We start from the raw sequence: 20189 nt of genomic DNA, 5'->3' as shown, positions 1-20189 counted from the left end.
ACTGGTCTTTACTTCTATATACAACTGTTGTGGTGCACATGATTTGTCGCCCGTTATTCCGCATCCATCTAAATGGAATCTCTTAGATTATGGTTTCTAGTACAGGCAGATGCCTGTCAGGGAATACCGTCGAAGCGATTTCCCCAATTCGTCTAGCCCCCATTCGTACGTAAAAAGGCTCCGCATGCGGATCGCTATGTACGAGCACCGCGCGTATTCCCAAATCCCTAGCAGCATCGACCATGCGGTTCCATAACGCTTGTCCATATCCGCGACCGATGGCCTTCGGATGAATGAACAAATAGGTTACTAACCCCCTGTCCCGCTGAGAAGGATCCTGTTCGACTGCAATGAATCCTTGAATCTGCCGATTCTCCTCGACGACAAATAATTGAGCGGCTGTAAGATGCGCCTCGGTAATCGTCAAGTCCTCCCGGCAAGCTTCCATAAATGCTTCATCATAACCCCAGTACGCCTTGGATGCAAAAGCAAGCTCACTAAGTATACGAACATCCTGCACTGCGGCTTGGCGTATATACACCATCCCTTGTCTCCCCTTTTATGAATGGTAATTGTTGTGAAGTACTGCTGCATTCATTGTACCTGACAAGATCCATGGGCGGAAGCTTCGAATCACCTATTCACTTATGTTCAGACTCCACTTTTCTTGTCCATTGCAATGAAAATCCCCAGACGCATGGAAGCGCTGGGGACAGGTGTACGCATTATTTATTTTTTGTTCACGAGTTGTTCGACATAGGCGAGCTGCTCATCCACATGTTTTGTTTTGTTGTAGGTTGACGGCACCACATAATCAGGGACAAGCGCTGCTCCTTTGGAAGCATCCGGTCTTTCGAGTTGTCTAGTTGACAAATACATGGAAAATTTACTGTTTGGCAGATCGAATTTTACGGAAGCAATGTATGCATTCGCATTTCTTCCAGGCGTTTCGCCAATCACCTGCCCAATCTTATTATCTTGCAATATCGCCGCCATTAATGATGCTCCGCCATATGTATTTTTGGAGGTAAGTACATACAGTTTCCCTTCAAATACAAGCTCTTTATGAACATGATCGTTCTGTATTGAACGTATTGTTTCTGCCATTTCTTCTTTCTTCTCTCCACTGTTCCCCTCTGTTGAATTACGCGTTACCGCAAAGGATTGATAGTGCTGCACATTCACATATTGGAGCAGTTTCACGAGTGCATTCATATTCCCACCGGAATTATTATCACGGAGGTCTAGCACGACATTGTCGATTTGATTGTGCTTAACAGAAGAGAAGAACTTTTTTAATTCAGCATCATACACATCATCTGGTTTCAGCACATTCATTTTTAATAGAGCTATGTTTTTGTCCTTATCTATATTTTGGGAATAATTCGAAGGATATCCCGTTGAAATAGGCTTCACCTGCAACTTAACCGGCTGTCGCAGCTTTTTCCCATCTCTCATGATGGTATAGACAACATAATCTTTATTTTCAATCAAACCTAACTTCTCTAAATATACCTCTTCAGCCAATAAGGTTGAGACTTCCAACGAAGCGAGCAAAAACATCTCATTATCACTAGGGATATATTTGATAAGTTCTTGAGCCAACTCTTCAACTGTTCTATCGCCAATGGCAACGATTGCATCTCCAACCTTCAAATCTTCCTCATTACTATGATATATATACACTCCATTCTCATACCATTTATACAGAATTGGAATGTTTCGCTTTCGAAAGCTTGGAGTTATTGCAAAACCTGAATTGGCATCATGCAGTTGAGCGATAATGGATTGTCCCCAGAAATAAATATCTTTGCGATATATCTGATCTTTCTTTTCTTTAATTTCCTTCAATACTTGTTCATATTGGATCTTCAGTTCCTTTGGTATTCCATTTACGGTGGCAGGATGGGTATCTGCAATTTTGTTATACAAAAACTCGATGTCTTTGATCGCTTTTTGCTGCTCCTTCGTTAGAACCGCAGGTTCGTTAAGCTGCTTTTCTTTCTTGCTAATCGCCTTTTCCGTAACGCTATCATTCCACGTTAGTGCCGCAACAATAACAATCCCGATAATGGCGATAAATAATAGAAACCCTACTAATCGCATTTTCATATGTTATCGACCCTCTTCCCTAAGTTCCTATATACCTATTTATTATATGCAGTCCGTTTCCCCATCATTTCGACACTCCTCAATAGTTTGGTTATATAAGGAAGATACAAACAACAATATATCATACAATCGAACGTTTTCATTTGAATAAATTAGTAATACCCCTGTGCTATAAGTCATCTCTACATCACATGGATTTCATTACCTACAAAACATACAAAAAGCTGCCCAACAAGTGGAAATCTCCACCCGTCAGACAGCTTCTTAAATTGTGGCTCGCTATTTCCAAATTAAAATGGCTGCATGCCCGCTGTATCCAGCTTCTCGCCATCAATGTTAGCGCCCATGCGTGTCGTCAGATCACGATAGTGCGCGACTCGGCGGCGCACTGGATCAGCCGTCTCCGGCAAATTCGCTTCTTGACCGCCGTTGATGACCATAATGGTAGCTCCGAATCCCGGCACAAGCCCCTTCGCCAACTGTTCTGCCGTAGGCATCCATTGTCCTGTTATGATGTCATGGTTGGAAGGCTTCGGATCCTGCGGGGTCAACCAGAAGAGCAGCCCCGTAATAAAGCCTAGCTTCCCGTCTGCCGTAATCTTGTCTGGATCGTTCAACAGTACACCAGGATCGCGATATACGATGGAGCTAATCAAGCCATAGTTATAATTCCAGCTAAGCTGAATCGGACCGCGCCCATGATAGGACTTGCCCGGTACCGGCTTCCAGAACAGGTTGTCCTCATCTACGTAGCCGATTTTGTCTGTATTGACGAAGCCCAGCTCTTCATTGAAGAACAGTGCCCAGCGCAGCTCGCCGCCTGGTGCCGTAGACCAGCCGCCGCCTGTCTCATGAGCGATGTTCGCTAGGAACCCAGCAAGCTCGCGCTTGCGGTCATTACTGCTCCCCTCACCCAGGAAACTTCCGAAATCCACGATCCGCGTCAGCTTCGGCAAATTAGAATGACTGGCATCATTGAAGTCTGGCGCTTGGAAGAGCAAGGTTTCGGTCTTCGCCTGCTTGTCCAGGCGGTAAATTTGCTTCACGTTCGGATAGCCCTCGCGGACGACTTCCTTATACTTAATATTCGCAATCTCGCGTACTGCTGCTACGAGATTGTCATAGGAATAATAGTCGGACTGGTTCGGCTTATAATAGTAGTTGCCCTTCGCTTTTGCATCCCATTCCGGTGTACCGTAGCGCAGTGGGAACGTGGATTCATATTCCTCCTGCGGAATGGCTGCTTGCACCTCCGCTGCAGCCGCATCCGGCAGGAAGGCAGGATTAATGCCATTCCACAACTGACTAATCTGGTCATCGGTCAGCACACGGCTCTCTCCTACACCAATGTCAGTGACTGGACCACCACCGCCCTTCGTAGCTGCGCTTATCGCTGAACTGTCCGTATAGTTGCCCGATGTATCCACCGCTCGAATGACGTATTGATATCCTGTATCCGCTTCCAATTCATAGTCTGAGAATTTCTTGGCGATGGTGCTGCCTACTTTGGCTCCATTTCGGAAAACATCATAATGGGAGATGCCTACATTGTCGGTTGAAGCTGTCCAAGTGAGTGTAATAAAGGTGGAGGATTGCTCGGTCGATACGAGATTCGTTGGAGCGGTAGGAGGTGTAGTATCTTCGTTGTTGTCCTTCAATAACTTCCATGAGGTGTCCCATTCATTCGTTACTTTTGCATCAGGTCTGCTATTGTAGGACCACCACTTCGCTTCATAAATCTTGCCTTGATGGGAAACAATATCGCCTGCGGAGTAAGCCTTGTTGGTCTGCCAAGCTTGTACCTGAGACGAATTCGTGCTGCTTGCGGCATAAGCTGTAGAGGATGATCCTAATGGCGCTGCTGTGAGAATTGTCGCACCAAGAACAGCGCTTAAACTTCTGAGCAAAAGCTTATGCGAGAACGGAAAGTTGCGATTCATTACACGCCTCCTATTCAATTTGATATTGGTAACGACTCTAGTATAGGAAATTGCGTCTACTTCGCTCAATAGGTACAGCGAACCATTCCTTTGTCGAATCTTGCTTCTGATACTATCTTATTAGCGCTATAACTTTCTCACTTTCGGTTATGCTGCATTCACCTGCTTTTATCTCGAAAAATGGTATGATAGCAGCAACAACGAAGACAATAACAGCAACACCATGTAGAGGAGTTAAAAAGAATGTCCATCGATATACAAGAAATCATCCAGGCCTCACAGCATAAGTTCGGATTAGAGAATTACCGCTTGCACACGCAAGAATTGTACCGGGAAGTGAATCCATTCAATGAGACGACCTACTATCTCAGCATGGAGTGGTATCCGCCCGATGTGAAGGAGTCTGTTGATGAAGATACAAATCCCGAAGGAACAGCCGTTATTTCGTATGACCTGACTGCTGGTCAATATACGAGTGTCATTTTTGTACAGGGGAAATCTTATGCGAACAGCCCCTCTTTTCCGAACATCAACGTAGAAGAGATCATTGGGTGGATCGAGAGAGATACCGAACTCGTCTATGGCAAGCAGTTTCAGCTCTCTCACCACCAGAATGGCCAATATATCTTCCATGAATGCGTAGACGCTACCCCTGTATCTCCTGGCGGACATATCGAGATCCACTTTGATGAAGCCGGCAAGCTCGTACAGTATTCCAAGTATGGATTCTATGCTTCCAAGTCATTGATTCAAAAAGAAGCGTTTTCTCTCTCCCTTGAACAAGTACAAGTCGAGCCGCTAGCTAAGGAGCAACTGAAGCTGCTCGAATATCCGGTGTACGAGGAACAACGCCTTCTTCCGCTCTATGGGATCGAGGAGATTTATGTGACGAACGACGGAGCTTCCGTCATTCCATTCGAATTCATTATCCATGCGGGTTCGCGGCTGAATATCGATAAGGTCATCAAATGGGAACAGGCTAGCACGCAGCCTTTGGAAAAGGTGGACATTGAGTGGCGGGAGACGGTCACCGCCGAACAAGCAATAGCGAGTGCGCCGCATCCCGACTCCTTCCCGATTACCGACGCAGAGCAAGAGAAGGCGGTCACAGCGGTTGTTGAGGGAATGAGCCAACTTTACCCGAACGACTCCGGCCAATGGGTGTTAAAAACCTTGCATCGTCATCGGGGATATATAGAAGCGATATTGCGGGAGCAAACGCCGAGCAAGCGCGTATTCCAGCGCAAGCTGGTTCTCTTCATTGATGCACAGCGCTTTGTGACTGTAAATGCAATGGACAACCTGCCATTTATCGAAATGTTCGATGATTTTCAAACAGCAGATGAGGTTGTCATTAGTCAGGATGAAGCCTATGTGAAGCTGAAGAAAAAGGGATTCATCGAGCTTACGCCGGTCTACGTGTATCATCCTGAACAGAAGAAGTATATATTATGCGGAAAATTAGACTGTGCTTATGCGGTGAATGCTGCAAATGGCGAGATTATGGAGTTGAACAACATATAAACAGCGAACACTCTGCCCGAATCGTGCCGGGGATCCTCAGATTGAAAGCATTATACTTTACCAGTATAATGAAATTGATTTCAAAATATTGGATATACGTGAGAGGACTTCCAAACTGTACTTTGAATGAAAACTTTCAATGACGGGGGTGTTGGAATGGCGCGATTCGCAGAGCCTTTCAAAATCAAAATGGTGGAGCCGTTGAACATGATCTCACGGGAAGAACGGGAAAAGGCGCTTGAACGGGCGGGATATAATCCATTCCTGCTGCGCGGGGACGAAGTGTATATCGATCTGTTGACCGATAGCGGTACGACCGCGATGAGCGACAACCAATGGGCAGGCCTGATGCTGGGCGACGAATCGTACGCAGGCAGCCGCAACTATTATCATCTGTGCGACGCGGTGCAACAGATTACAGGCTATCAGCATGTAATTCCCATGCATCAGGGGCGGGGCGCCGAGAAGGTGCTGTTTCCGCTGCTTATTCAAAAAGGACAGTATGTCCTGAGCAATTGGCATTTCGATACAACGCGTGCGCATGTCGATCTGGCTGGCGGGATTGCGGTTGATCTTGTTACCGAACAAGCCTATGATACGACGACGCCTTACCCGTTCAAAGGAAACTTTGATGTGGATAAGCTGCGCCATGCGCTCGCTGAAAAAGGAGCAGAAAATATCGCATTTATTCTTATTACCGTGACGAACAACAGTGCCGGCGGCCAGCCCGTATCCATGGAAAATATCCGTGAGGTATCCGCCATTGCGAAGCAGAACGGGATTCGCGTTTTCTTTGATGCCGCGCGCTATGCCGAGAATGCGTACTTTATCAAGCAACGCGAGCAAGGCTATGAAGATAAAGAAATTATTGATATCGTCCGTGAAATGTTCTCTTATGGCGAAGGATTCACGATGAGCGCGAAGAAGGATGGGCTTGTCAATATTGGCGGCTTGCTAGCCTTTAAAGAGGATGAAACCTTATTTACGCAAGCGCGTTCGATGACAGTGCCGATGGAGGGCTTTCCGACCTACGGCGGCTTGACCGGCCGCGATATGGAAGCTCTTGCCCGCGGGCTGCGCGAAGGCATCGACGAGCAGTATCTAGCTTATCGCATCGGCCAGATCGAATATCTCGGCAGACGCCTCGAGGAAGGCGGAATCCCGTTCCAGACGCCAACGGGCGGCCATGCTGTCTTCGTAGACGCGAAGAAGATGCTGCCGCATATTTCCGCGGCCCAATTCCCGGCCCAGGTGCTGGCGAATGAGCTATATCTTGAAGCAGGGATACGGGGGGTTGAGATCGGTTCCTTTCTGCTGGGTCGTGACGCTGCGACTGGCGAGCAATTGGAGAGCAAGCTTGAATTGCTGCGCTTGACGATTCCGCGCCGTGTCTATACGAATAACCATATGGATGTTATTGCGGATGCCTTGATTGCAATCAAGGATCGGGCAGGAACACTAACAGGATTAGAATTCACCTACGAACCGCCGATATTGCGGCATTTCACTGCGCGCCTTCGACCCGTCAAGACAGAAGCCCTGTCCCACTGACATATGCCATCCATCCTGAATAGGGACGGTGACATCGAAATGCAACATATGTCAAATGGACATCTTCCCTACAGCATGTACGCTGGTGAGGAAGGAGGGTGAAAGGCCGACCTTCTCGCCCAGAGGGAGCAGCAGCTGCTATACGAAAATTGGCATAATGAAGAAGCAGCTTTCTGGATAGAAAGCTGCTTCTTTTGCGACATAACATATGATTTACTGATTCAGATTACTATGCTTACGCGAATACATAAAGTATATAATCGTGCCAATGCTGATCCATATCATAAATGAAATCCACGTCATATAAGGCAAGCTGGATGCAAGGTATAGGCAAAGCAGCGCACTAATGATAGGGAGCACGGGTACGAACGGAACACGGAATGAAGCCTTCAATTCAGGAAACTTCTTGCGCAAGACAATGATAGCGACCGAGATTAATGTAAACGCAGCCAATGTCCCCATATTCACCAAATGCGCAAGCGTGGTTAGATCAACAAAACCTGCAATGCCTGCCGCAACGAACCCTGTTAACCATGTGTTGCCGATTGGAGTTTTGGTCTTGGCATTCACTTGCGAGAACATTTTCGGCAACAAGCCATCACGGCTCATAGCGAACGACAAGCGGACTTGTGCATAAATCATGGCAAGGATTACGGTCGTAATGCCAAATACCGCTCCGATTGATATGATCCCCGCTATCGAGTTCTGCCCTACGGATTCCAATGCTAATGCAACCGGCGCACCGACATTGAGCATGGTATATGGAATCATCCCGGTTAATACCCCGGATACCGTAATATATAAAATCGTACAAATGAGCAGAGATACGATGATCCCGATTGGCAATGCTCTTTTGGGGTTTTCCACTTCTTCCGATGCCGTAGCGATGATATCGAACCCAATATAGGCGAAAAACACGGTAGCCGCCCCCGTCATCACACCACTAAATCCAAAAGGCATGAACGGCGTCCAGTTATCAGGCTTTACATACCATATTCCGACTGCGATAAACAGCAAGATAATAGCTAATTTCACGAACACCATGACCGTGTTGAACTTAATGCTTTCCTTGACTCCTTTACTGACGAGCGCTGTGATTGCCAAAATGATGAGAACCGCCGGCAAATCAATAAGGCCACCTTTCCCCATACTAGGAGCAGAGGCTATAATGTCTGGAATCGGCAGGTTAAAGCCCGCAAGCAGAGATTGAAAGTACGCGGACCATCCCGTAGCGACTGCGGAAACCGCGATTACATATTCGAGCATGAGATCCCAGCCGATAAGGAAAGCCAGCAATTCTCCCAATGTTGCATACGTAAATGTATATACGCTTCCCGAGACGGGCACTGCTGAGGAGAACTCCGCATAGCAAAATGCAGCAAGCGCGCAGGCAATACCCGCGATAACAAATGACAGCATGATCGCCGGTCCCGAAGATTCTGCCGCCACGACGCCCGTAACGACGAAAATCCCTGTCCCGATCACGCAGCCTACGCCAAGAAAAATCAAATCGAGCAAAGACATCGCCCGTGCCAATTCTTTTTTCTCGCTCTGCGCAAGCATGAGGCTCAATGACTTCTTTCGGAAAAGCTTATTCAATATTATTCCCCCTATGCTCTGGTACGCAAAAGCAAACACAATCAGTAATTATTGAAAACATTTACATCCCATACCAATTTTTATGCTATATTTGTTTAGGTTAAGAACGATTTTAACATGTCTATCGAATCTTGAGATATAGGTAATTATTGCTAAGATAACCATTCTTCCTTTCCCTGAGAATCGACGGAGAGGTTTGTACTGTAGGAGAAGAAATCAAGCATTCATGTATACCAAAGCAGAACAAACTTATTTATCATTATCCAATATTACCAATTTTTATGCATATGATCCAGAACAATTTTTTCTGAAAAGGTGCCTAATAGATATGCTAAAAATGCTAGCAATGGGAGATGTAGCGTCGTTGATTCGCGTATATCAAAAAAAAGAGCAGCCTTCTAAGATTAAAAGGCTGCTTCTTCATCTATTAACACTACTATTAAAAGAGATCCGGCTTGCATGCAATACGCGATCAACAGCTAGTGTTTACTTGATATAGCCTTAACAAGTAAAGTTACCGCTTCCGCTCTCGTTGCCGGGTTATTCGGAGCCAGCTTGTTGCCCTGCTGACCGCGAATAAAACCTGCCGCATATGCTGCGGATACATGCTCCCTGGCCCACAGAGGTATCTGCTCCGCATCAGCGAATGGAAGCTGGGCTTGCGAATCTGCCTTCAATCCTAATGCACGAATGATCATCACGATCATCTCCGTACGGCTGATCGGATGGCTTGCACGGAAGGTATGATCCGAATATCCCGTAATAATGCCCGCAGTGACAGCGCTGGCCACGTATGGCCGAGCCCAGACTGGAATCTTGTCGAGATCGGTGAAATCCAGTGTCTTCGAACCAATCCCATCCAACTTCAAGGCCCGACTAAGCATTGCCGCGAATTCGGCCCGCGTGACCCGCTCATTCGGACGGAAGGTACTGTCTACATATCCGGTAACGATCCCCTGTGCTACAGCCTGCTCAATCGCAGCTTGGGCCCAGTGCCCGGAAATATCCTTGAGGGCGATTTTCTTTGTCCCGGTCGAACCACTGGCAGACCCTTCACCTGTGCCCGTTTGATTGCCTGAACCGTTATTTGCTCCGCTGCTGCCAGTAGACGCTCCGTTAGATCCACTGGAAGAAGAACCTCCAGACGATCCTCCGGATGGGGAACCCGGTACGGGAACCGTCGCCGTCTTGAAATGGAGCGAGTAGCTGCGCAGTAATTTGAAATCCTCATTCATGACTCGAATCACAGCCGTCCCCGGCAGCTCCAAGGCTTGGATGACGCTTACCCGCAAGCGTGGATCATTGGTCTCCGCGCTGACATTAGGCGCTTCAACCGTCCCTACAGGCAATTCGATATGATAGGATATCTTGTCTGGCGCAAAGTCCGTAAGGAGTTGGTCGTTCATGCGAATTGCTGTAATCTCCCCCAGAATGACGCCGCTATGAAATGTATCAAGAGCCTCCATCAAGGTTACGGCCTCTCTGTTCACTTCTTGTTGCGTCGCTCCTGCATCATGAGCAACCTTAGCAGCTGCTTCGATAGCAGCCAGCAGCCCATCAATCACCTTCTGCGGATATTGCCCCGGTTCAGTTCCAGCCTTCGCTGCATGATAGATCTTGTTCGCTAGCGTGATCGTATCGTTCAACGAAGTCGGATCAACGGCATAGCCTGTGAACGGTACGATGTTATCGTTCAGTCGGAAGTCTTGGAATTCAGCAGTATTCCCATACTCACCTGGGCTTCCGCCTGCATTATTGGCGAACAATCCGACATGGAGATTCGCAATCGTTGCATTTTCATATGCCCCCCCTATTTGCGTCCATGTCGTAAGATCCGTGCTATAGTAGCCTGCATACCGATTGCCTTCCTTTGTTACTTTTAGATATACCGTATCGCTCTGAATCTGATCTGCCGTTACCTGCTCTTGGGGAGCTCCATTCGACTCAGAAATGACGGAGAATATGGCTCCTCCATAGCCCGGATGGTTCTTTCTGGCCACATAGAAGTAGTTATCATCATCGCCGTAGATCAGCAGTCCTCCCTCGGCATACGCCTTCGTCGGCTTGAAGGTCATCTGCGTGATCAACGTAACATCTTTGGTAGATGGCGCATAAAGAAGTATATTCTTGTTCGAATTGGCGTCCCTCCACAGATTCCCTTTCTCTGTCTTGATCTTCATGTTATTGTGCTCGGCATCAAGCGCCCAAGCCTCTTTATTTTCCCTGATCCATGTCCATGCGGAATTGAGTGTCAGTTGGCCGCTTACTGCAATGAGCGCTTTGCCATACACACCTGATCCATCGGTTGCTTCAGCACGAACCTCAACAATCCCGTTAGCTTTCGCTGTTAACAGGCCATTGCTGTCAATCGTGGCGACGTGCGAGGCTTGTGTCGTGCCTGGATTGTACGCCCTCCATTCAACCGCTTGCTTATCAGCATGCGGCGGTTCAAGCTTCGCCTGCATGAGCAGCGTACCGAATGGAGCCGTAATCTCTTGCATGCCATTGTGACCGGTCACGATAATTCGCTCCACAGGAGTTCCCTGCTGCGGCTTGAACGTCACGGGAATCGTCTGTTCCACCACCTTTCCACGTAAATTTACGGTCGCTGTAAGATTAGCCGTTCCGGCTTGCAAGCCCGTCACGACACCGTTGTTATCGATTCGGGCAATGGCCCGGTTGTCGCTTGAGTAGGTAATGACCGCCTTCGTCAGATCTGCAGCGTATCCGCCAACCGTCGTGCCTTTTACCCCTAATTGAAAGCTCTGCCCAACTGTATAATCCCGCTCCACTCGGCTCTCTAAGTGAACCTCCGCTGCCGATGCGAAGCCGCCGACGCCTTCAGTAGCCTCCAGCTTGATGAACGAAGCTGTCACAGGAGGGAATGCTGCTGATTTCTCCGAAGAATCGGAGGACCAGCTGCCGCTCGCGATTTCGGTAAACTGGGCTCCATCTGTACTTGCATATATTTTATAAGCAGTGATGTTCCCGTTATACCCTTCCTGTCTCGGAAGATAGCTTAAACCGCTAACGACTGATTTCATGCTGAGCTCAAGCGTAATCGATTGCGGAAGTGGTGCGTACGGAACCCATTGGCTGTGCCAGAACGTCGATGGATTGCCGTCGATCGCGTATTTGGCATCACCATTGTACTGCGTCGCCTCGCTTGAAGCTGTCGCCTTCACTGTCGTCTGGTCGTTGCCCGCTGCAATCGAAATACTCTTCAGCACTCCCTTGTCATTCACATGCAACTGCTGCTCTGGGGAGATTGTGACCTCATCCGCAGGCGTCCTGTCCAGAAGAACGGTTCGATTTACACCTTCGCCTTCGAATTGATTGCCTTCTATTGAAATATGATTGCTCTCTAAGAGGTGGAATGCGACTTGCTCATTGGGGTTCATGTTGGGGTGCGTTCTCGTAATCTTGTTGTCGGAGAAACGAATGCCGTCCGTGCTCTTAGCGAACAGTACGGTATTGTCCAGCATCTGAAACGTATTGCCTTCAATGTTGATATTGCGATGAACAGGCCCTGCATACTTCGTATTCTCCGGATGAATCTGAATCACCGGATTCCCGTTCTCGATGAACGTATTATTGCGAATCGTTACATCTTGAACCATCCCGGATTCGTACCAGGTTTGCGCATCGCTAGCGATGAGGATTCCGCTCATCTGCATGCGCTCAAACACATTGTCTTCAATGATGGATTTGCCGCGCGTGGATAGAAGAATTCCTCGCGTCGGAATGCGCGAGAAGTGATTTCCTTTAATTTCGACCTCTGGCGCCCAGGTGGCATTCTCGATAACGACTCCTGTTCCAATACTTGAGGGTACTTCGTCCTCTAGGGTGAGGGTAATTTCACGGTCGTTGATCCGGTCTGCCTGAGCGACCTTGCCGCTGCCTACGGACGTAAGGGTTCTGTTATCGATGAACTCGATCGCATCACCAGGGAAGAACGCCTCGAATCCGTACGTCTGATGATGCATGAAGCGGACGACGATCTGATTCGGTGCCGGCTTGCGCACCACTTCAAGATGAGTCCCATGGACATTAATGACATCATCATGGGCACCACGGAAGGTACTGTTCATTATCTTGAGCTTGCCCTTCACGCCTGATGCCTGAATGAAGTCAGCAAATCCGGTAGCGGTACGTCCCGTTTCCGCGCGCGGCGCGAACGTCATGTCCTCGAATGTCAGGTTCTCGCTGAACTGTCCAATGATACCTAGTCCATGCGTATAGTGCATCGTAACATGCTTCCACGTGACATTTTTGCTCTTATGAATGAAGGAGCCTACCTGACTGCGAACCCCGTCTCGAATTTGAAATACATGCCCTACCGCGGTATTCGGAGCCTGATTATAATGCAGCCTCAGTGTATTGGCCTTCAACTCCTGCACGCTTGTCGCGCTGGATACGGGATTGCCTGTCCTCCACGTAATATTTTGGTCCGGATCATACTCTTGGGCGATACCGTCCTTGAACTCCCAATAACGTGCTCCAGCCTTATTCGATTCGCTCACCCAATAGACTTGACCGCCGCGAATCTCATATAAGGAATCCTGATTGACCTCAACATCCATATAGTTACTGCCGATCTCCAGCACCTTCACTTCCGACATCGTCGGCCGTTCATAATCAACGCGCACATTGCGAATCTCGATGTCCTCGCTTTGATCGATGACAAAGGTCGTCATTTTCCCATGCAGCATGAACAACGACCCATTGCCTTCAACCGTTACGTTCTTCATATCCTTAAGCAGCAAGCCAATCGTCTTCGTTACATCTGGATTCTCGCTCTCGGAAGCTGTATTGGAAATGTAATAGGGCCGCTTCTCCGCATCTTCCGCATAAAAATCATATCTGCCTTCCGGGAAATGTAAAACTACAGGGCCATCCACAGCCGCCGCAGCAGCAATCGCCCGCTGGACGGGAACTGCCGCATCCTCATGTGAATTCGGCTTCGCTCCATAGTAAGTAACATCAATGACAGTAGGCATGGATGCAGATTTGAGCTGCTCTCCACCATAAGTGGCATCAACAACCGAAGGAGTGTCTTGTTGGATCGAATTCCCCTCCTGTACAACATCGAGCATGACAGCATTGCTAGCATCGTCGTAAGCCATTGCATAATAGGGTGTCAGCATCCAAGTTGCTAGCACGACTAGCATGAAGACCACTGCATTCTTACTTGACCGCTTCATCTCATTCCTCCCAACAAAAGCTTGTTGTTCATCGTTACGCGTTACGTTTGTCCTCCTTTGCTTATGTAGTCGTCTTATCTGCTGCAGATATGGTAACCGCTTACAATTCCGATTGTACTATAGCCTATGCTCTCTAAATCTAGTAGTTTCCATCATTTTTTTATGAGAATCGTACTTATTTATTAGAGAAAGCAGATTGTCCAAATTGGCTCGTAATAATACAAAAAGTCCGAGAAGCCGCAGCCCCTCGAACCTTTTTATCAGGAAATTACAACACAAAGTGAGGACTGCTCACTAAACCTCGATCTTATACTCTCTCTGTAATAGTCCATATATCTCTAAGTCCACGATTCCTTTGCCCGACCAGAGCGATGCTTGCCGCAGCGTCCCTTCCTTGATGAAGCCATTCTTCAGCAGCACCCGCTTCGAGCGTTCATTTGCAGGCATGACTTCGGCTTGAATTCGGTTTACATCCACACCCTCGAACAAGAACTTCACAACAATTCGCGTCGCTTCCGCAGCAATGCCTTGCCCCCACTGCGATTCCGCCAAAAAGTACCCGATCGTCACCATATTCACCTTCTGATTAAAGTCGAACGCTTCCATGATGCCTACCAATCTCTTGCTGTCCTCATTGATGAATATCCCCCATTTGATGCGCGACCTCTTATTGAAGTCTCTCTCAAAATGTCCGATCATGTTCTTGACGGTCGCCTTGTTATGCTTCGGGATAATACCGCAATATTCAAAAACGGTATCGTTGCTGTAAATGTCATAAATCTCATCCAGATGATGCTCTTCGACTTTCTTCAACGTAAGTGTATCTGACTTCAATATCGGAAATTGCCCAAACACTGCGTCTAGGTTCAACGTATCACCGCTCCATATTTTCAGCTTAGTCGTATTCGTCGTATGATCGTAACATCACTGCCTTGACCTTGACCGTCTTGTTCCACCTTTTAAGCTTTTTAGCATGTAATCCCGTGTAGATGTGGATTGCTTGTCAGCAACTGCTGCACCCTGTCTAGGGTATCTGGCCCCATTGGAATGCCCCCATTGCGATACAGAAGTATCCATCTGAGACATGCCAGCGCTTGGAACACATCAAGCTCCTCTTGCGGGATATCATTTATAGCTAAATACGTATTACGAAACACTTCGGCAAAGTGCTCCGGTATATAGATCTGCTGCAGCGTGAGCGACCAAGCGAAATCATATCTGGCATCTCCCAATTGCACATTGGTCCAGTCGATGACCGTTAATTGTCCCGCCTTCTCAACGAGATTGCCAAGATGATAATCCCCGTGGATGATTCGCTCATGCTTCGGTGCTGCCAGCTCGGCCAATTGCTCTAGGAGAGGATGCAGATCCGAATGCGCCTGCATACCTGGGAAGAAATATTCGCTGAAATCATGCCGCGGCAGTTGTAACTGCGTATGGAATTCTTCTGGAGAAATGCGGTGTATGCGGTCTAAAAGATTCGCAATCTCCTTCATAGTCTGAACATTGCCATCACGCAGCGGCTCGCCATCGAAGGTAGTCAGCAGCACACTGTCACCGTTCGCATTTATCCCCCAACCGATGGGCTCAGACACGGATACCCCCTGCGCATACAGCAGATTGAGCGCTTGGTATTGCAGACGAATATCCGGTTTGGAATCTCTGCTCCATATTTTCAGCACATAGCTGTCCGTATCGGTTACCACCTTAACGGTTTCTGCTTCCATACCTTGCATCAAGGTAGTTATCGTAATCGTACCCGCTTGCTGCAAGATGTGATCCAGATGATCATGCTTGTCCTGCCACTCTATTGCTGCAATATCGTGCTCATATAGCTTGTGTTCCATAATACCGCTCCTTCCACACTTTCTATTGTAAACGGGAACAGGGAATAACGTTTCTTACTTCTTGCTATGTTCCAACGACAAATTGCGATTCTTCCAAAGCCAGCCCCTCAAGTCATAGAATATAGATTTACAACACACAATTAATCATATAGCCTGTAAATACAGTAAATATTATCTATTATAAGTGATGGGTTTAGTGATTATTGTTGAATTTATCTATTACACCTCAAGATAAAGTTTTTCAAAGAACTGCAAGCTGCATAAATTATTGCAGCCTGTTTACCTTAGGAGCTGATTAATGATGAGAAAAATCATTATCTTACTTATCATCTCGACAATCATTACCGCCTGTGGAAATAAGACCTATACTAATGTTAATTCTATGATTCAAACCGAATTAAAACTGAATGCCAGTGCCATAGTTACAACAATAGAAGTTGAAGGTGGTTTCATATCTTTTTTTGAACGTGATCCTCACAATGACATTGGAGTGGTGTTGTACTCAGGTACTGAAGGACACATCAAGTTTCGAGGGAATGGAGGATTTCTTGATACAACGGATAACTGGCATTTTACTGCGGGAAAGATTGCTGAAAAGCCATACTCTATCTACTACGGCATTCTTCCGAATTCATCGAACAAGAATGTTAACTTAGTTCTTCAAAAGAGCAATCTGTCCAAAAAGGTTACTCTAGTCAATTTACCAAGCTCAAAAACAATGTGGTTTGCTATATTTGATGGTAGGGTCGAGGACACTAACGTAAGTTTAAAAAATTCTTAATCAAAATGAGTTGATTTTTATTTAGCACAGGATAATGCTTGAGGACATCATCCCCACAGCTCATGCTCTTTGACGAATTGGAATATGTAAATCCACTCTGCACTTGCCCTCCTTATCCTGCTTGGGATCGTTCAGGCACAGTTCAAGACATGGTCGATCATCAGCCTCATATCCGCTGCTTGGCAGCCACATCTTGAACATCGTCTCGTATGCGAGAACGAAATTCGGGACGGTATCGTAATACGAATAGACAGCAAACCTACCACCGGGCAGGGTTCCATATGAGATGTCCTTGTGTTCCTGCTTGGTGAATCCCGGCGGCAGCGTGACACAAGCATCGTAGCGGCAGGCATACTCCTCGACTTCATTTCCATCGTCTAACGAAACGCCAATGAATGACAGTTCTCTTGTGGCAAGCCCCTGCTCTCGTACCCAGTTGCTTAACTTGTCCCATGCACTGCGGGTATCCAAATAACTCCAGACATGCCACACATACGCCACTTCTACATCCGGAAGCTCCTTGATCACAATCATGTTCTCCCACGCTCTCTGCAGCAATGGATGTCTGCGACTTCTATTGTAGTCTGGAGAGAAAGATAACTCTTCTTGCTTATTGCTATGATTTGCTGACAAATTGCGATCTTCCCGATTTGTATGCTGAATGGTATCTCGCAGCTTGCTCCTAACCGCGCTCGGTGTACTTCCATGGTGCTTCTTGAATACAGCATTGAAGGTGGATATGGACTCGAAACCGCACAGACTTGAAATGTCCAGTATGGTGTGATCCGTTTGCTCCAACAAGTGAATTGCCTTCTGCAAGCGCTCTTGATTCACAAATGCCATAGGCGTCATGCCGACATGCGCCGCAAAGACTCTCGTAAAATGATATTTGGAAAAGTTAGCACGGCTGGCAAGCTCATCAAGAGTGAGCTTCTGATGGCTGTTTTCTTTAATATAGAAGATGATCTTATCGATTCTGGATTGATAGTCGTTGTTCATTGGAAAAATCCCTCTATCTGCTAGATTCTAATAGGATTTCGATTCTTCTTGAAAGGGAACAAAAAGCCGCCGTCATTGACGGCTCGACTTCTCCGTCAAATCAAGTGGCTGACACACAAAGGTTCATACCGGTCACGGAAAACATTGGTTTGTATGTTGATTGTATCTCATCCGGACTCTTTAGCCTACAAACGAATTTATCACCAACCCGTAAGGTTGATTTAGATTTCCTCCATTAAATTGGCCCGCGTGTAAAGGGGCTGTCGGAGTAGAAATATTGTAGATTTCCACCGTGCTATTGTTCTGATTGGCTACATACAACGTGATCCCGGTTATCGCCATTCCAGCAGGTTCGCTTACCTCGCCTGAACCAAATTCAGTTATACGCACCGGAGCGATTGGGTTCGTAATATTATAAATTTCAATCGTGCTGTTGCCCTGATTGGCGACATACAGCGTGGTTCCCGTAATCGCCAGACCTACAGGCTCGCTTAAGTCCCCTGAACCAAACTCAGTTACGCGTACCGGAGCTGCCGGATTCGCAATATCATATATTTCGACCGTACCATCATTTTGATTGGCTATATACAGCGTAGTGCCCGTTATTGCGAGGCCTTCAGGACGGTGCAAATCTCCTGAGCCAAACTCGGTTACATGCGCAGGATTCGTAGGATTTGAAATATCATAGATTTCAATTGTACCATCCCCCCGATTGGCTATATACAGTGTAGTGCCCGTTATCGCCAAGCCGTGAGGAGAGCTTAAGTTGGCTCCATTAAATTCACTAATATACAGAGGAGCTGTCGGATTAGCTGCATTATACATAGATACCGTGAAGCTGCCTGCATTCGCAACATAGAGCGTGGTTCCGGTTATCGCCATGCCTCTTGGATTGTTCAAGTTGCCTCCATTAAATTGCCCAATATGCACAGGAGACGCGGGATTTGCAATATTATAGATTTCTACCGAGGCATCGCCTACATTCGATACATACAGATAATCAGGTCCGTCAGCGTACATATCGACAGCAAATTGCAAGCCGGCTGGATTCGGTGGATTCATGACGAGATAATTCGTCACCTGAAAGGAAACTACGATTTTGAATGTTCGAGCGGTAGTTGGCGAACCAGAAACGAGGCAGCGAGTAGAATAGACGCGGATATCCTGCCAGTTATACGGCTGCATCTCCAGTAGTCCGAGTGCTGGCATATTGGGATCTCCCGCGATCAAGAAGAAGTCATCTAACCCCGCAGGCTGCACAGCAGACTTCGCAAAGGGCCCCATCCCAGCACCGCCCGTATCCTCAAAAAGCTCCATTCTCGCCTCCATCGCATTGTCGGCAAAAACATTGAGAAACAAGCTGAACGAGACACTTTCGCCTGCAGGAATTAGAAATGGTGCGGAGGCTGCTGCAAAAGCCGACGTCTGGCCATCAGATACCGGCAGCTTCCATACGTATTCCGGATTGGGAACGCCTCCGAATGGAGAATACGCTTGCAGGCTGTTATCATTATCGTACTTCTTCAATAGTGGCCACGCTACAGGAGCAAGGGTGCGGGCTACTTGGTCAGCATTCGTGCCTGTACCGTTGGCCGCATTCAGCGCAGCTTGATCCATGTTCGTACCCACAAAGACAGAAGTCGCATTGCTGACCAGCCTTTGAAACGCTTCTATGGACATGTCATCACCTTTTTGTGAGAAGATAGGAGGTACAAGAGAGTGTAAGGGACGCTAGGTTGCAAGCGCTACTCCCCTTAGACTTAGTACTGCTTACAGCATGGATTCCCCGTTAAATGCTTCATCTGTAATTTGTCCTCCTATCCTATGAACCTATAGGTGAAGCTGCTTGTGCATATGCCATCAATAGATAATTATTGCGTGCCAAACTGATCGAAGTAGGACTCTCCATTTTTCGACAAAAATAGTATAGAAATTCAACCAGATGTCAATTTGCCATTTACTTCATCTTCATTTATACTAAAAACCAACAGAAACTTAAATAAATTGTCAATTCAGGAAGGATTTCGAATTGTTATGCTGAATTACTAAATAAGGAGGATTCGACATGACAAGCAATCTTCATGTAGCTCCGATGGAACTCCGCCACAGGTTACAAGATGAATTGAGCATAAGGGGGTGGAAGCAGAAAGAGTTAGCAGAGGCATCCGGCATCGACAGTTCAACCATTAGTTACATTTTCAACAACAAGCAATCACTTATGCTGCCTCAGCTCCACGCGATCAATCACGCATTCGGATTACCAATAGACACCTTCTATGAAGAATTCATAGGGGAATGCTGCAACGAACTGGGCCGATTGCGGCCTGATAAGACAAGCGATTTTATTCTCCACTGTATTGAAGTAGAAAAGTATGACCTGGTCAAGCAGCTAGTACAACTCCTCTATGAAGAAACCAATCGTTCCAAACTGATCGACACCGCCTTCAAAATCGCCGAACGCATCTTCCAGTCACCGAAACGCAACTACTCACTCCCGTTCTACGACATCATCATCCGCAATGGATACAGCCGCAGCGAGAAAATAGCCATCTCCTACTTCAGAAGATTCCTCATCTTGAGAGACTTGGATACGAGTGGAGCAGGCAACGAAGCCTTATGCCAGCTGATTGAA

At 47.1% G+C, this 20189-nt stretch carries 13 protein-coding genes; 4 read left to right on the top strand and 9 right to left on the bottom strand.

Going from position 1 to position 20189, the window contains the following annotated elements; translation table 11 throughout:
- Positions 1–82: 82 nt before the first annotated feature.
- The 3 genes from BBG47_RS24475 to BBG47_RS24465 all read right to left on the bottom strand — a co-directional run bounded on the left by BBG47_RS24475 (position 83) and on the right by BBG47_RS24465 (position 4052).
- Entirely contained in the window at positions 83–544 is a 462-nt protein-coding gene (locus BBG47_RS24475) for a GNAT family N-acetyltransferase (protein ID WP_254659913.1), read from the bottom strand.
- A gap of 185 nt (positions 545–729) precedes the next feature.
- Entirely contained in the window at positions 730–2112 is a 1383-nt protein-coding gene (locus tag BBG47_RS24470; protein WP_065293903.1) for a S41 family peptidase, read from the bottom strand.
- A 290-nt stretch (positions 2113–2402) separates the two neighbouring features.
- A complete protein-coding gene (locus BBG47_RS24465) occupies positions 2403–4052 on the bottom strand; it encodes a glycoside hydrolase family 19 protein (RefSeq protein WP_065293902.1) in 1650 nt (549 codons plus the stop codon).
- 243 nt (positions 4053–4295) lie between these two features.
- Between BBG47_RS24465 and BBG47_RS24460 the strand changes: the two genes are divergently transcribed.
- Positions 4296–5576, top strand: a complete 1281-nt coding sequence (locus BBG47_RS24460; protein ID WP_065293901.1) for a hypothetical protein — start codon at positions 4296–4298, stop codon at positions 5574–5576.
- A gap of 156 nt (positions 5577–5732) precedes the next feature.
- Entirely contained in the window at positions 5733–7127 is a 1395-nt protein-coding gene (locus tag BBG47_RS24455; RefSeq protein WP_065293900.1) for a tryptophanase, read from the top strand.
- 213 nt (positions 7128–7340) lie between these two features.
- Here the strand turns inward: BBG47_RS24455 and bcaP are convergent, their stop codons facing one another.
- The 4 genes from bcaP to BBG47_RS24430 form a co-directional block, all read right to left on the bottom strand.
- On the bottom strand, positions 7341–8726 hold the full coding sequence (gene bcaP, locus BBG47_RS24450; RefSeq protein ID WP_065293899.1) for a branched-chain amino acid transporter BcaP: 1386 nt from the start codon (positions 8724–8726) through the stop codon (positions 7341–7343).
- Between the two features lie 479 nt (positions 8727–9205).
- A complete protein-coding gene (locus BBG47_RS24440; protein WP_065293897.1) occupies positions 9206–13930 on the bottom strand; it encodes an S-layer homology domain-containing protein in 4725 nt (1574 codons plus the stop codon).
- A gap of 294 nt (positions 13931–14224) precedes the next feature.
- The gene (locus BBG47_RS24435; RefSeq protein WP_065293896.1) at positions 14225–14800 is read right to left on the bottom strand and encodes a GNAT family N-acetyltransferase; all 576 of its coding nucleotides are present in this window, start codon (positions 14798–14800) and stop codon (positions 14225–14227) included.
- Between the two features lie 98 nt (positions 14801–14898).
- Positions 14899–15777 (bottom strand): aminoglycoside phosphotransferase family protein, encoded by an 879-nt coding sequence (locus BBG47_RS24430; protein ID WP_065293895.1) that lies wholly within the window; start codon positions 15775–15777, stop codon positions 14899–14901.
- A gap of 298 nt (positions 15778–16075) precedes the next feature.
- Between BBG47_RS24430 and BBG47_RS24425 the strand changes: the two genes are divergently transcribed.
- Entirely contained in the window at positions 16076–16558 is a 483-nt protein-coding gene (locus tag BBG47_RS24425; RefSeq protein WP_065293894.1) for a hypothetical protein, read from the top strand.
- 60 nt (positions 16559–16618) lie between these two features.
- Here the strand turns inward: BBG47_RS24425 and BBG47_RS24420 are convergent, their stop codons facing one another.
- Both BBG47_RS24420 and BBG47_RS30890 read right to left on the bottom strand, forming a co-directional pair.
- Positions 16619–17557, bottom strand: coding sequence for an AraC family transcriptional regulator (locus BBG47_RS24420; protein WP_065293893.1), 939 nt, complete (start codon positions 17555–17557; stop codon positions 16619–16621).
- A gap of 180 nt (positions 17558–17737) precedes the next feature.
- Complete coding sequence (locus BBG47_RS30890; protein WP_254659912.1) at positions 17738–19237, bottom strand: LVIVD repeat-containing protein; 1500 nt, start codon at positions 19235–19237, stop codon at positions 17738–17740.
- 385 nt (positions 19238–19622) lie between these two features.
- Here BBG47_RS30890 and BBG47_RS24410 point away from each other — a divergent pair.
- Positions 19623–20189 (top strand): helix-turn-helix domain-containing protein (locus BBG47_RS24410; protein ID WP_139070754.1); only part of this gene is annotated, 567 nt, incomplete at its 3' end.

This window comes from Paenibacillus sp. KS1, assembly GCF_001680695.1.
GTDB classification, from domain to species: domain Bacteria; phylum Bacillota; class Bacilli; order Paenibacillales; family Paenibacillaceae; genus Paenibacillus_B; species Paenibacillus_B suaedae.
This window is presented reverse-complemented; position numbering and strand designations above follow the sequence as displayed.

Bases quoted from the DNA above. Each gene is read 5' to 3' on its own strand.
- BBG47_RS24470 (WP_065293903.1), bottom strand. From the start codon at position 2,112: ATGAAAATGCGATTAGTAGGGTTTCTATTATTTATCGCCATTATCGGG.
- BBG47_RS24465 (WP_065293902.1), bottom strand. From the start codon at position 4,052: ATGAATCGCAACTTTCCGTTCTCGCATAAGCTTTTGCTCAGAAGTTTA.
- BBG47_RS24420 (WP_065293893.1), bottom strand. From the start codon at position 17,557: ATGAACAACGACTATCAATCCAGAATCGATAAGATCATCTTCTATATT.
- BBG47_RS30890 (WP_254659912.1), bottom strand. From the start codon at position 19,237: ATGTCCATAGAAGCGTTTCAAAGGCTGGTCAGCAATGCGACTTCTGTC.
- BBG47_RS24430 (WP_065293895.1), bottom strand. From the start codon at position 15,777: ATGGAACACAAGCTATATGAGCACGATATTGCAGCAATAGAGTGGCAG.
- BBG47_RS24475 (WP_254659913.1), bottom strand. From the start codon at position 544: ATGGTGTATATACGCCAAGCCGCAGTGCAGGATGTTCGTATACTTAGT.
- BBG47_RS24460 (WP_065293901.1), top strand. From the start codon at position 4,296: ATGTCCATCGATATACAAGAAATCATCCAGGCCTCACAGCATAAGTTC.
- BBG47_RS24455 (WP_065293900.1), top strand. From the start codon at position 5,733: ATGGCGCGATTCGCAGAGCCTTTCAAAATCAAAATGGTGGAGCCGTTG.
- BBG47_RS24440 (WP_065293897.1), bottom strand. From the start codon at position 13,930: ATGAAGCGGTCAAGTAAGAATGCAGTGGTCTTCATGCTAGTCGTGCTA.
- BBG47_RS24425 (WP_065293894.1), top strand. From the start codon at position 16,076: ATGATGAGAAAAATCATTATCTTACTTATCATCTCGACAATCATTACC.